This is a genomic window from Halomonas caseinilytica (genome assembly GCF_001662305.1).
GTDB lineage: Bacteria > Pseudomonadota > Gammaproteobacteria > Pseudomonadales > Halomonadaceae > Halomonas > Halomonas caseinilytica.
On the sequence record NZ_BDEP01000016.1, the window covers coordinates 24240 to 37465 of the forward strand.

Genomic DNA, 13226 nt, shown 5'->3' on the forward strand with positions numbered 1-13226 from the left:
TGCAATCTCACCCAGCGAAGCGTGCCGGGTCGTGCGGTCAGAAGGTCAGTTCCATCCCTGCGTAGACACTGCGGTCCGGCGCCGTGGAGAAGTAGCGCCCGCGCTGGTCGTTGATGACGATATTGTCGTAGTGTTCTCGGTCGAACAGGTTGCTGACGCCGACATAGGCCTTGAGCAGGGTATCGTTGCCGAGCCGCCAGCCGTCGCCGGCGCGCAGGTTGGCCAGCCAGTAATCGTCCACGTTCACGCTGTTGGCGTCGTCGGCGTACATGGAGCCGACGTAACGGGTCTCCAGGGTGGCGAAGCGCTCGCCGACGCCCTGCCAGGTCAACTGGTTGACCCAGGTGCGCTCGGGCAGGCCGGGAATGCGGTTGTTGGCGTGATCGTTGCCGTCGTCGTCCACGTAGTCCTGGAACTCGTAGCGCGCCAGGGTCAGGGCGCTGTCGAGCCGCCAGTCATCGGCGAACTGCCAGCCCAGGGCCAGTTCCAGGCCGTCCTGGCGGCTGCGTCCGGCATTGCGATAGAAGTCGCGACCGTCGCTGTTCTTGTAGGCGATCAGCGAGTCGCGCACCCGGGTCGAGAACAGCGCGACGTCGTAGTCCAGGCCGCTGTCGGTGAAGTGACCGCGCAGGCCGATCTCGCGATTCCAGGCCTTCTGCGGCTCGATGTCGGGGTTGAAGCCGCCGACGCCGGCCGGGTTGGCAAACTCGGTGAAGGTCGGCGTCTCGTAGGCGGTGCCTACCGAGAGGTAGGCCTGGTGGTTGGGCAGGTAGCGATAGTTCACCCCGGCGCTGCCACTCCACTGGTCGAAGGTGCGATCGCCGCTGTTGTCGCCGTCGCTTAAGTAGTCATCGTCGATATCGAAGTCGATGTGGTCGAAGCGGGTGCCCAGCGAGAGGGTCCAGCGGTCGGTCAGGTCGAGGTCGCCCTGGGCGAAGACACCCAGCGAGGAGGCCGTCTGGGTCTCGGCGGCGGCGCGGTTCTGATGGACGCCGTCGATGGTGACGTCGTCGCGGTAGCGATCGTCCTCCTGGCGGGCCACCTCGACCCCGGTGACATAGCTCAGCGGCAGTCCGCCGAGCGACAGCGACTGGCGATATTCGGCGTTGGCACCGTAGTAGTCGCGGTCATAGGCGACGAAGCTGTCGCCGGCATAGGCGAGCTGCTGCTCGAAATCGCGCTGCAGGTAGAAGCCGCGCAGGGTCAGCTCGCCGGGGCCGGCGGCGCGGTCCTCGTACTCGAGGCCGAGGACCTGCTGATCGACCGACTGGCCGGCGTCGATGCGGGTCGGCGAGTAGAAGTTGCTGTCGATCGTGCCTTCACGGTCCTTGGACACGGCCTCGGCGGTCAGGCCGCCGGGATCTTCCGAGCGCGGGTTGTCGAGCAGGTTGACGATGGCGGTGAGAGAGCGGTCGGCGTCGAGCTCGCGCTTCAGCTTGGCGTTGAGCAGATACTTCTCGACGCTGCTGTGGTCGCGATAGCCGTCCATGCCCAGCGCGGAGACGCTGACATGGTGCGACCAGGGGCCGTTGACGCCGCCGTGGCTGACGTTCAGCTTGCGATAGCCGTCGCTGCCGCCCTCGACGCGCAGGCTGGTGCCGGGGTCGCTCTCGCCGTCGGCCGTGGTGACGTCGATCACTCCGCCGGCGGCGTTGCCGTACTGTACCGCCGCCGGACCGCGCAGGACCTCGATGCGCTGGGCGCTGTCCAGGTCGATGGCGTCGAGCTGGGCCTGGCCGTCGGGCAGGGTGTAGGGAATGCCGTCGACCCGCACCCGGATGCCTCGCACGCCCCAGGGCGTGCGAGCGCCGAAGCCGCGGATCGATACCCGCTCGCCCTGGACGAAGTTGTGGCGATTCTGAAGGTAGAGGCCGGGCACGGTGGCCAGTGCTTCGTCGAGGCGCTCACGCTGCTGGCCCTGGGCGATCTTCTCGCGATCCACCACCGAGACGGCCGCCGGTGTGTCGTAGAGTTCTCGATCGAGACGCGGGGCAGTGACCTCGAGAGGGTCCAGCGTGGCCGGCTGGGCCAGGGCCATTCCTGACACGCTCAGGGTCCCGGCGACGAGAAGGGAGGACGCGGCGCGGTGGGGCATGAAGCAACCTCGGTAGTCGAAGAAGGATAGTGCGCGAATGATCTCACCGGAGCGCCTTGGCGACAAATCGGGATGAATCGATTCGGTCTCGCCGACGTAACGAACGAGGGACGCCACCGCCCCCTGGCATCGGGGGCGGTGGCGTGGTGACGGCAGGCTCAGTGGTAGCGCTGGGTCTCGGCCTCGAGGCGCGTGAAGCGCACCGGCGGGCTGTACTCTTCGCCTTCGGGGGCGCGTTCGGGCGCGGGACGGACGCGCCAGCCACGGTGGGTGGCCCACTCCTTGAGGCCTCGGTAGTCGAGCAAGGGGTATTCGCGGGTGTAGGGGTTCGGCGATGACGAGGGAAAGGCGTAGGCCACATGCGGGTAGAGGGCGAAGGCATCTTCGCCACCATGCGCGGCCAGGGCGCGATCCAGGGCCGACTGCCAGTCATGGGCGTCGCGTCGGGTGCCGTTAGCTTGGGATACATGCATCGGTTTGCCCTCCATTGATACACCTGTGCCAGGGCCTTGCCCGGGCGGCGAACGTGCCGGTGGTGCCGAAGCCGCCGGGAGCCATGAAAAACGCCCCACCCAGCGAGGCCGGGTGGGGCGTCATCATCGGAAAGGGGGCGGGCACTGAATGGCCCGTTCCCCATGCGACGGAGGCCGGTGGGTACGCACCGCAAGGTGCGGCCGCACGCTGAAGTTCGAGGTTGCCACCATGTTGCTACCTCCCGTCGCTCGTCGATCAGTCCCAGCTCAATGCGCCGCCGACCTGATATTCGGTGACGCGGGTTTCGAAGAAGTTCTTCTCCTTGCGCAGGTCGATGATCTCGCTCATCCAGGGGAAGGGATTCTGCGCGCCGGGGAATTGCTCCTTGAGGCCGATCTGGGCCAGACGACGGTTGCAGATGAAGTGCAGGTATTCCTCCATGATCGCCGCGTTCATGCCCAGCACGCCGCGCGGCATGGAGTCGCGCGCGTAGGCGATCTCGAGCTCGGTGCCCTCGAGGATCATCTGGGTGCATTCGTCCTGGAACTCCGGCGTCCACAGATGCGGGTTCTCGATCTTGATCTGGTTGATCATGTCGACGCCGAAGTTCAGGTGCATGGACTCGTCGCGCAGGATGTACTGGAACTGCTCGGCGACGCCGGTCATCTTGTTGCGCCGGCCCATGGAGAGGATCTGGCTGAAGCCGCAGTAGAAGAAGATACCCTCGGTCACGCAGTAGAAGGCGATCAGGTTGCGCAACAGTTCCTGGTCGGTCTCCGGGGTGCCGGTCTGGAAGTCCGGGCGTGCCAGCGACTGGGTATGCTTGAGGCTCCAGGCCGACTTGGCGGCCACCGAGGGGATCTCGCGGTACATGTTGAAGACTTCGCCTTCATCCATGGACAGCGACTCCACGCAGTACTGGTAGGCGTGGGTATGGATGGCCTCCTCGAAGGCCTGACGCAGCAGGTACTGGCGGCACTCGGGATTGGTGATCAGGCGGTAGAGTGCCAGCACCAGGTTGTTGGCCACCAGCGAATCGGCGGTGGAGAAGTAGCCCAGACTACGCTCGACGATGCGCCGTTCGTCCGCGGTGAGGCCGTCGGCACTCTTCCACAGCGCGATGTCGGCGTTCATGTTCACTTCCTGGGGCATCCAGTGGTTGGCGCTGCCATCCAGGTACTTCTGCCAGGCCCACTCGTACTTGAAGGGCACCAGCTGGTTGAGGTCGGCGCGGGCATTGATCATCTGCTTGTCGTCGACCTCGATGCGCGCCGCGCCCATCTCCAGCTCCTCCAGGCCGGCGGCCACGTCGAGCTCGTCGATGGACTGACGGGCGCGGGCCAGGCGATCCTGTTCGGCGACCCGGTAGGTGCCGGCGCTGTCGCGGACTTCCGCAGCGGGCGCTTCGGGGGCTGGCTGGGCCGTCGGCTGCGGGGCGGGAGCCGGCTGAGGCTGCTCGGCCACCGCGCTGTCGTCTTCGTGAAAATCGTCCCAATCGATCATGTGCTTTCTCGTTCCTCGGAAGTGAAGAGAGAAGAGGGAAGCGTCATCTTCCCTCTCGACTCCTGGATTATTGGCAGGCCTCGCAGCCCAGCTCGTCCATTTCGCCCGCCGAGGGCGCCCGGGAACCGCTGCCGCTCTTGCCCTGCAGGAAGTCGTCGACGCCGCGCGGTTCCTGTGCCTGAGGCGAGGATTCGGGACCCGGCGCCGGGGCAGCGGAGGGCGAGGCGTTGCTCACGGCGTTAAGGTTGCCGCGGTCGACCGTGGACTTCTCCACCGAGGTGGCGCCCAGGGCGCGCAGGTAGTAGGTGGTCTTGAGTCCACGGAACCAGGCCATGCGATAGGTCACGTCGAGCTTCTTGCCGGAAACGCCCTGGATGTAGAGATTCAGCGACTGCGCCTGGTCGATCCACTTCTGACGCCGCGCGGCGGCCTCCACCAGCCACTTGGGCTCCACCTCGAAGGCCGTGGCGTACTTGGCCTTGAGATCGTCGGGGACACGGTCGATGGCTTTCACCGAACCGTCGTAGTACTTGAGGTCGTTGATCATCACCTCGTCCCACAGGCCACGTTCCTTGAGGTCGTTGACCATGTAGGCATTGACCACGGTGAACTCGCCCGACAGGTTCGATTTGACGAACAGGTTCTGGTACGTCGGCTCGATGGACTGTGAAACGCCGCAGATGTTGGAGATGGTCGCGGTCGGGGCGATGGCCATGACGTTGGAGTTGCGCATGCCCTGAGCGGCGATCTTCTCGCGGATACGATCCCAGTCCTGGGTGGTGGAGGTATCGACCTCGATGTATTTCTCGCCGCGCTCGGTCTTGAGCTTTTCGATGGAGTCGATGGGCAGCACGCCCTGGCTCCACAGCGATCCCTCGTAGCTCTCGTAGCGGCCGCGCTCGGCGGCCAGGTCACTGGAGGCCTCGATGGCGTGGTAGCTGACCTGTTCCATGGAGCGATCGGCGAAGGTCACGGCCTCGTCGGAGGCATAGGCGATGTCCAGGGCATAGAGGGCGTCCTGGAAGCCCATGATGCCGAGTCCCACCGGGCGATGCTTGAAGTTGGAACGCTCTGCCTGGGGGACGGCGTAATAGTTGATGTCGATGACGTTATCGAGCATGCGCACGGCGGTGCGTACGGTCCTCTTCAGCTTGTCGCTGTCGAACTCGCCGTTCACCACATGCTGGGCCAGGTTGATGGAGCCCAGGTTGCACACCGCGACCTCGTCGACCGAGGTGTTCAGGGTGATCTCGGTGCACAGGTTGGAGCTGTGGACCACGCCGGCATGCTGCTGAGGGCTTCTCAGGTTGCACGGATCCTTGAAGGTGATCCAGGGGTGGCCGGTCTCGAACAGCATCGACAGCATCCGGCGCCACAGGTCCTTGGCGCGCACGCGCTTGAAGAGCTTGAGCTGCCCGGTGCGGGTCATTTCCTCGTACTCTTCGTAGCGCTTCTCGAAGGCCGCGCCGTAGAGATCGTGCAGGTCAGGGCAGGTGGCCGGCGAGAACAGTGTCCACTCGCCATCGTCGAACACACGCTTCATGAACAGGTCCGGCACCCAGTTGGCGGTGTTCATGTCGTGAGTCCGGCGGCGGTCGTCGCCGGTATTCTTGCGCAACTCGAGGAATTCCTCGATGTCGAGGTGCCAGGTCTCGAGGTAGGCACAGACCGCGCCCTTGCGCTTGCCGCCCTGGTTGACGGCCACGGCGGTATCGTTGACCACCTTGAGGAAGGGCACCACGCCCTGGGACTTGCCGTTGGTGCCCTTGATGTAGGAACCCAGGGCGCGCACCGGCGTCCAGTCGTTGCCGAGGCCGCCGGCCCACTTGGAGAGCAGGGCGTTGTCGCGGATGGCGCTGTAGATGCTGTCCAGGTCGTCCGGCACCGTGGTCAGGTAGCAGGAGGAGAGCTGGCTGCGCACGGTGCCCGCGTTGAACAGCGTCGGCGTGGAGGCCATGTAGTCGAAGCTGGAGAGCAGCTCGTAGAACTCGATGGCCCGCGCCTCGCGGTCGTCCTCGTTCAGCGCCAGGCCCATGGCGACCCGCATGAACATCACCTGGGGCAGCTCGTAGCGTACCTCGTCGCGGTGGATGAAGTAGCGGTCGTAGAGGGTCTGCAGACCCAGGTAGGTGAACTGGGCATCGCGGGTATGATCGAGGGCGTCGCCGAGGCGTTCGAGGTCGAATTCCGCCAGTCGCGGATCGAGCTGTTCGAATTCGATGCCGCGGGCGATGTAGGCCTGGAAGGCCGGCTTGTAGTAGTCGGCCATTTCCTGGTAGGTGGCCTCGTCGGCGATGCCGAGGAAGGAGAGCGCCTCGCGGCGTAGGTTGTCCTGCAGCAGTCGCGCGGTGACGTAGGTGTAGTTGGGGTCCTTCTCCACCAGGGTGCGGGCGGTCATCATCAGCGCCTGGGAGACGCCATCCACGGTTACGCCGTCGTAGAGGTTCTTCAGCGAATCCTCGACGATCTTGCCCGGCTCGACATGGGGCAGGTTCTCGCAGGCGTCGAACACCAGGGTCTCGACCCGGCCGAGGTCCAGCGGGCGGGTACTGCCATCGGGCGCGGTGACGTTCAGCGTGGGGTGAGGCTTGGTGATGTCGGCGCCGGATTCGGCTCGGGCCCGGGCATGCTCTTCGCGATAGAGCACATAGGCACGCGCCACTTTCTGCTCGCCGGCCCGCATCAGTGCCAGTTCGACCTGGTCCTGGATGTCCTCGATATGCAGGGTGCCGCCGTCGGGCATGCGGCGCTGGAAGGCTTGCTCGATGCTCTCCGAGGCGCGCTGGACGAAGTCGCGGACACGGGAGGACGTCGCGGCGTTGTCACCTTCCACGGCGATGAAGGCCTTGCTCAGGGCCACGGCGATCTTGCCGCCATCGAAGGGCACCACATCGCCGTTGCGCTTGATGACACGCAACGTCTGCGGGGCGGTAACGGAGACGGACGGATGGTCCGGAGTAGCGGTGGTATCCATGGCGCCGGGGTTCCCTACCTTAGGAGTTGAAAATGGGTGATGAAGACCGCCGTTGAGCGGTTGTTGACAGGATTTTTGAAAGTTGCTAAGGGCACACTATCTTGTGTTCCGGTTGAATTGGAACACAAGATAGTGTGCTTTTTTCGGCCCTTCAAGTGGATAAGCTGTGGAGGGGCTGTGAGCATTCAGGGGGTGATTTCGAGGGGCTCGACGAGCCCGCGTGGTTGAGCCGATCACGCGCTTTCGGGTCGTTTCCGGATAAAGCGAAAGAGGCCAATGTCGAGTATCCTTTCCACGGGACGGCCTTTTCCCGCCGGCGGACGCGACCGACCTGCACGTCATGCCGGGTTCTCGGGAGAAGGCATTTGTTCGGGGTGTCGTACCGACGACAACGCTCCGTTGACCGACCACTGCCTGTCGAGGTGACGACTGAGAATGGAAGCTAGTGTGAACTCCCCTGACATGGAACATGTGCTGATAATCGAAGACGATGAGCGGCTGGCCGAACTGACCCGAGACTATCTGGTCGCCAATGGCTTTCGCGTGACGCTGGAGGCCGACGGCAACCGAGGGGCACAATGCATCCTCGACCTGCAACCGGACCTGGTGATTCTGGATCTCATGCTGCCGGGCGAGGATGGGCTGACGATCTGCCGGCGTGTGCGGGACGACTACGCCGGCCCGATCCTGATGCTCACCGCCCGTACCGATGACATGGACCAGGTGCTGGGACTCGAGATGGGGGCGGATGACTATGTGGCCAAGCCGGTGCAGCCCCGTGTGTTGCTAGCGCGCATGCGTGCCCTGTTGCGCCGCAGTGAGCCATCGAATCTCGGGACTGCCGACGCTCGTCTGGTGTTCCGTGATCTCGAGATCGACAGTGGAACCCGCGAGGCCTGGCTGGGAGGCGCGCGTATCGACCTGACCAGCGCCGAATTCGACCTGCTCTGGCTGCTTGCCAGTCATGCCGGGCGCGTACTGACTCGGGAAGAGATCTTCGCGCAATTGCGCGGCATACGGTACGACGGGCAGGATCGCTCCATCGATGTCCGTGTATCGCGGATCCGGCCGAAGATCGGCGACGATCCGCATCATCCGCATCGCATCAAGACGGTGCGCAGCAAGGGCTATCTGTTCGTTCGGGATGCTTAATGACATTGGCTCGCCTGCTGCCACGTACCCTGGTCGACAGTACCTTCCTGCGCGTCTATGCGTTGCTGGCCCTCGCCTTGGTGCTGGCCTTCGGGCTTTCCCTGTCGGCCATCGCTCTGGTCGACCAGGTGCGTCGCGAGCAGTATCAGGAACGGCTGGCCGAGGTGCCGATGACGCTGTTCGCGCAGCGTTTGGGAACGATGGCGCGGGCGCAGCGAGCTGCCTGGCTGGCCCGTCTCGGTGAACGGCTCGGCATCGATCTGTCCCTGCATGCGAGCGACAATTACCCGCTGGGCTATTTCGAACGCTTGCGCCTGTCTCAGGGACACACCCTGGTAAGTCGCACCTCGAGCGGGAACTGGGAGCTGCATCATCGGTTACCCGGCGAGTCCCGGTTGTTGCGGGCCGAACTGGGCGACGTGAGCGAAGCCCAACTGCTGGCGCTGGCGCGCGTACTGGGAGCCTGGCTGGGCAAGATGGATCCGCAAGCCCGGCAAGAGCGGCTCTCGGACCTGAGCAATCCAGCGGTGCCCTTGACGCTAGGCGGCGTGCCGCCAGACGTCGCGGAACGGTTCGAGCAGGTTCCCGAACTCGATGTCGTGGCGCGCTCGCATCCCGCGGATGGCGCGCTATCGCTGTATCTGAGAGGGCCGGGGGAGGTGCGCGAAACCGGTGGCCTGGCCGTCGGGCCCCTGCGAGCCTATCGGCCGCCATCGGTTCAGGTGTTGTCGCTCGTGGTGGTGATGGTGCTCGGCGTTCTGGCGGTGGTCATCTATCTGATCGTGCGAGGCGTGGAATCGCGTGTGACGCGTCTCGAGCAGGCGGCCACGCGGATCGCCGGCGGGCATCTGGATACCCGCGTCAAGGTGCACAGCGGTGACTTTCTCGGGCGCCTGGGGATGGCCTTCAACGGCATGGCGGAGCAGGTTCAGTCGTTGCTGAGGGCCCAGCAGGACATGACCCGTGCGGTCTCTCACGAGTTGCGCACGCCGGTGGCACGGATACGCTTTGCGGTGCAGATGGTCGAGGACATGACCGACGACCCGGCGGTGCGACGCCAGTTGCGCGGTGCGGATAGCGATATCGCCGAACTCGACGCCCTGGTCGATGAGATCCTCACCTATGCGCGGCTCGACAGTCATGCGGTCAATGGCGCGGGCTTCCAGTTCGAGCCAGTAGCGGCGCGCGCCTTGGCCGAGCGGGTCATCGCGTCCCTGGATGGTCTGCACGCCCATCTTACCATCGAGCTGGTCGACGGTCCTGAGGTCGAAGCCACCGCCGAGCCTCGATATCTGCAGCGTGCCTTGCAGAACCTGGTCTCCAACGCCTGTCGCCATGCGGTATCGCGGGTTCGCGTGAGCGTGGAGGGCGAGCCTGGTCTGGTGCGTTTCGATGTCGAGGACGATGGCCCGGGAGTGCCGGAACGTGCGCGCCACGAGATATTCAAGCCGTTCGCCCGCCTCGACGACAGCCGCGACCGACGGTCGGGCGGCTATGGCCTGGGACTGTCCATCGTGCAGAGGGTCATGGCCTGGCACGGCGGCAGCGTGGTGGTGGATACCAGCGCGGTGCTGGGCGGGGCGCGCTTCACGCTGTTGATTCCCTGGCAGGAAACATCCCATGGATGAAACGCATGAACATCGCCGGGCCTAGGACGGATCTCAGGCCGGCTTGATGCCTTCCAGTACCGCGAAGGAGGTTTCCCGGGCGGTACGCAGAAAATCCTCCATCCAGGGCGCTTCTCGGGCGTCCTCGCGGATCGCCGCGAACAAGGTGCTCCATACGCCACGTTCGCCTAGTCGCACGGCCTTGACGTAGTCGCGTTCCAGGTACTCGGTCAAGGCCCAATTGGGTAGCGCGCATACGCCTCGGCCACTGGCCACCAGCTGCATCATCATGATGGTCAACTCGGCGGTGCGGATTTCCTTGGGCTGTACACCGGCAGGGTCCAGGAACTGGGTGAAGACATCCAGGCGTGCATGCTCCACGGGATAGGTGATGAGGGTCTCGCAGGCGAGCGCCTCGGGCGTGACATGCGGCTTGCCGGCCAGGGAGTGCTGGCGGGAGACTGCCAGGAGCCCTTCGTAGCGGAACAGCGGCTCGTAATGGACACCGGGCAGTGGCTGGGGATCGGCGGTGATCACCAGGTCGAGCTGTTCCCGGGCCAGGGCCGGGAGTGGCTCGAAATGATGGCCGCCGGGGATGTCGACCTCCACTTCGGGCCAGTGGTCACGGAAATGGTCCACGGTTGGCATCAGCCATTGAAAGCAGCTATGGCACTCGATAGCCATGTGAAGCCGGCCCTGTTCGTTGCCGGCCAGGCGTGCCAGGTCGCGCTCGGCCATGCGGACCTGGGGCAGCACCTGCTCGGCGAGGGCCAGCAGGCGCAAGCCGGCTCGCGTGAAGGTCACCGGCCGGGTCTTGCGGAGGAAGAGCGGGCTGCCCAGCCGCTCCTCCAGATCCTTGATCTGATGGGAAAGGGCGGACTGGGTCAGGTGCACGCGTTCGGCGGCTTCCACCAGGGAGCCGGCGTCACGCAGGGCAACGAGGGTGCGAAGGTGGCGCAGTTCGAGCATTATCCTGAGCTTTATTCATGTTGAAGATTAATAAGTTTAGTTTGATTCAGTCGTGGTGGCTAGCGAGACTGGGCGGCATCGATCAAACCGCTCGGGATTCACCATGACGCTGACACACGTACTCGGTTATCCGCGCATCGGCGCGGACCGCGAATTGAAGAAAGCCACCGAAGCCTACTGGAAGGGTGAGCTCGATCGCCAGGCCCTCGAGGCCGAAGGGCGCGAGCTGCGCAGGCGCCACTGGGCGGCGCAGCGAGAAGCCGGCCTCGATCTGGTGACCGTGGGTGACTTCGCCTTCTACGACCAGGTGCTCAATGTTTCGGTGCTGCTGGGGGCGGTGCCGGCGCGATTCGGCGCCGAAGACGAACTGGCCCGGGGCGAGGTGGACCTGGACACGACCTTTCGCATGGCCCGGGGCCGAGCACCCAGCGGAGAGCCTGCCGCCGCCTGCGAGATGACCAAGTATTTCGATACCAACTATCACTACCTGGTTCCCGAGCTGCATGCCGGACAACGCTTCCGGCTGGCCAGTTCGCGACTGTTCGACGAGGTCGAGGAAGCGAAAGCCGAGGGCCATGCGGTCAAGGTGGCGCTGACCGGTCCGCTGACCTGGCTGTGGCTGGGCAAGGCGCGTGGCGACAATGCCGAGGACGTCGATCGCCTCGCGTTGCTCGATGAGGTGCTGGCGGTCTATGGCCAGGTACTCACACGGCTCGCCGAGCAGGGCGTCGAATGGGTGCAACTCGACGAACCTGCCCTGGTGCAGGATCTGCCTGCGGATTGGCGGCAGGCCTTCGAGCGTGCCTATCATTACCTGCAGTCGGCGCCGGTCAAGCTGCTGCTGGCAACCTACTTCGGCGGGCTCGGGGACAATCTGTCGCTGGCCGTCGGCCTGCCGGTGGATGGCCTGCACCTCGATGCGGTCAGGGCGCCGGAGCAGGTCGACACGGTGGTGGATAGACTGCTGCCCCACAAGGTGCTGTCGCTGGGCGTCATCGATGGTCGCAACATCTGGCGGGCCGATCTGGTGGCGCTGCGCGAGCGCTTGGCGTCGGTCAAGGCGCGTCTGGGGGAGCGTCTCTGGGTGGCGCCGAGCTGCTCGTTGCTGCATGTGCCGGTGGATCTGGCCGCCGAGACCGAGCTCGATGCCGAGCTCAAGAGTTGGCTGGCCTTCGCCCGGCAGAAGCTCGACGAAACGGTGGTGCTGGGTCGCGCCCTGAGCGGTCGCCTCACGGCCAGCGACGAGGCCTTGCTCGCCGATGCCGCCGCGGCGCTGGCTGCACGCCGCGAGTCGCCGCGCATCCATCGTCCGGCCGTGGCTCAGCGTCTGTCGGCGGTGAGCCGCACCGACAGCGAGCGGGCGCATCCTTATATCGAGCGGGCACGAGCCCAGCGTCGGCACCTGGCGTTGCCGCTGTTTCCGACCACCACCATCGGCTCCTTCCCGCAAACCACCGAGATTCGCCAGACGCGTCGCGCCTACAAGCAGGGCGAGCTGTCCGCCGCCGACTATGAAGCGCGCATGCAGGCCGAGATCGCCGAGGCGGTGTCCCGCCAGCAAGCCCTGGGCCTCGATATGCTGGTCCATGGCGAGGCCGAGCGTAACGACATGGTCGAGTACTTCGGCGAGCAGCTCGAGGGATTTGCCTTCACTCGCTTCGGCTGGGTGCAGAGCTATGGTTCTCGTTGCGTCAAGCCGCCGGTGCTGTTCGGCGATGTGGCGCGTCCCGAGCCGATGACCGTGCGCTGGAGCCGTTATGCCCAGTCGCTAACCGACAAGCCGATGAAGGGCATGCTCACGGGCCCGGTGACCATCCTGCAGTGGTCCTTCGTGCGCGATGACCAGCCCCGCGAGACCACCTGCCGGCAGATTGCCCTGGCCCTGCGTGACGAAGTGGCCGACCTGGAAGCGTCGGGCATTCGCGCCATCCAGATCGACGAGCCGGCGCTGCGCGAGGGACTGCCGTTGCGTCAGGCCGAGTGGCAGGGCTATCTCGACTGGGCGGTGGACTGCTTCCGGTTGAGCGCCGCCGTGGCCGATGATGCCACCCAGATCCACACTCACATGTGCTATTCGGAGTTCAATGACATCATCGCTTCCATCGCCGCACTGGATGCCGATGTCATCACCATCGAGACTTCGCGGTCCGACATGGAGCTACTCGATGCCTTCCGCGATTTCGACTATCCCAACGAGATCGGGCCGGGCGTCTACGATATCCATTCGCCGAACATTCCCGAGGTCGATTGGATGGTGCAACTGATGGAGAAAGCGGCCGAACGGATTCCCGTCGAGCGCCTCTGGGTCAATCCCGACTGTGGCCTCAAGACTCGTGGCTGGGCCGAGGTCGAGCCGGCCCTGGCCAACATGGTCGAGGCCGCACGGCAGCTGAGGCAGCGTCACGCCTGAGCGGCAGGGAAATGCATGACAACGCGCCGCCGGACGAGGGCA

Annotated in this window: 8 protein-coding genes; 3 read left to right on the forward strand and 5 right to left on the reverse strand. The window is 65.0% G+C overall.

Annotated elements, in window-relative coordinates:
• Positions 1-37: 37 nt before the first annotated feature.
• The 4 genes from A9O65_RS10170 to A9O65_RS10185 form a co-directional block, all read right to left on the reverse strand.
• Positions 38-2095, reverse strand: coding sequence for a TonB-dependent receptor family protein (locus A9O65_RS10170; protein ID WP_064702074.1), 2058 nt, complete (start codon positions 2093-2095; stop codon positions 38-40).
• Between the two features lie 158 nt (positions 2096-2253).
• A complete protein-coding gene (locus A9O65_RS10175; protein ID WP_254783071.1) occupies positions 2254-2568 on the reverse strand; it encodes a hypothetical protein in 315 nt (104 codons plus the stop codon).
• Positions 2569-2824: 256 nt separating this feature from the next.
• Entirely contained in the window at positions 2825-4072 is a 1248-nt protein-coding gene (locus tag A9O65_RS10180; protein WP_064699742.1) for a ribonucleotide-diphosphate reductase subunit beta, read from the reverse strand.
• 67 nt (positions 4073-4139) lie between these two features.
• Entirely contained in the window at positions 4140-7046 is a 2907-nt protein-coding gene (locus tag A9O65_RS10185) for a ribonucleoside-diphosphate reductase subunit alpha (protein ID WP_064699741.1), read from the reverse strand.
• 435 nt (positions 7047-7481) lie between these two features.
• On the opposite strand from A9O65_RS10185, the gene A9O65_RS10190 reads away from it, so the two are divergent.
• Positions 7482-8198 carry a winged helix-turn-helix domain-containing protein gene (locus A9O65_RS10190; RefSeq protein ID WP_064699740.1) on the forward strand — a complete coding sequence of 239 codons (717 nt, stop codon included), beginning with the start codon at positions 7482-7484 and terminating at the stop codon, positions 8196-8198.
• Entirely contained in the window at positions 8198-9826 is a 1629-nt protein-coding gene (locus A9O65_RS10195) for an ATP-binding protein (RefSeq protein ID WP_064699739.1), read from the forward strand. The genes A9O65_RS10190 and A9O65_RS10195 overlap by 1 nt, the downstream gene beginning before the upstream one ends.
• 33 nt (positions 9827-9859) lie before the next feature.
• On the opposite strand, the gene A9O65_RS10200 is transcribed toward A9O65_RS10195, so the two are convergent.
• Positions 9860-10774, reverse strand: a complete 915-nt coding sequence (locus A9O65_RS10200) for a LysR family transcriptional regulator (RefSeq protein WP_064699738.1) — start codon at positions 10772-10774, stop codon at positions 9860-9862.
• Positions 10775-10877: 103 nt separating this feature from the next.
• Between A9O65_RS10200 and metE the strand changes: the two genes are divergently transcribed.
• Positions 10878-13184 carry a 5-methyltetrahydropteroyltriglutamate--homocysteine S-methyltransferase gene (gene metE / locus A9O65_RS10205; protein WP_064702076.1) on the forward strand — a complete coding sequence of 769 codons (2307 nt, stop codon included), beginning with the start codon at positions 10878-10880 and terminating at the stop codon, positions 13182-13184.
• The last annotated feature ends 42 nt before the right edge of the window (positions 13185-13226 follow it).

Excerpts from the sequence above, each read along its gene's own strand:
- A9O65_RS10195 (WP_064699739.1), top strand. The coding sequence starts at position 8,198 with ATGACATTGGCTCGCCTGCTGCCACGTACCCTGGTCGACAGTACCTTC.
- A9O65_RS10180 (WP_064699742.1), bottom strand. The coding sequence starts at position 4,072 with ATGATCGATTGGGACGATTTTCACGAAGACGACAGCGCGGTGGCCGAG.
- A9O65_RS10200 (WP_064699738.1), bottom strand. The coding sequence starts at position 10,774 with ATGCTCGAACTGCGCCACCTTCGCACCCTCGTTGCCCTGCGTGACGCC.
- A9O65_RS10170 (WP_064702074.1), bottom strand. The coding sequence starts at position 2,095 with ATGCCCCACCGCGCCGCGTCCTCCCTTCTCGTCGCCGGGACCCTGAGC.
- metE (WP_064702076.1), top strand. The coding sequence starts at position 10,878 with ATGACGCTGACACACGTACTCGGTTATCCGCGCATCGGCGCGGACCGC.
- A9O65_RS10175 (WP_254783071.1), bottom strand. The coding sequence starts at position 2,568 with ATGCATGTATCCCAAGCTAACGGCACCCGACGCGACGCCCATGACTGG.
- A9O65_RS10190 (WP_064699740.1), top strand. The coding sequence starts at position 7,482 with ATGGAAGCTAGTGTGAACTCCCCTGACATGGAACATGTGCTGATAATC.
- A9O65_RS10185 (WP_064699741.1), bottom strand. The coding sequence starts at position 7,046 with ATGGATACCACCGCTACTCCGGACCATCCGTCCGTCTCCGTTACCGCC.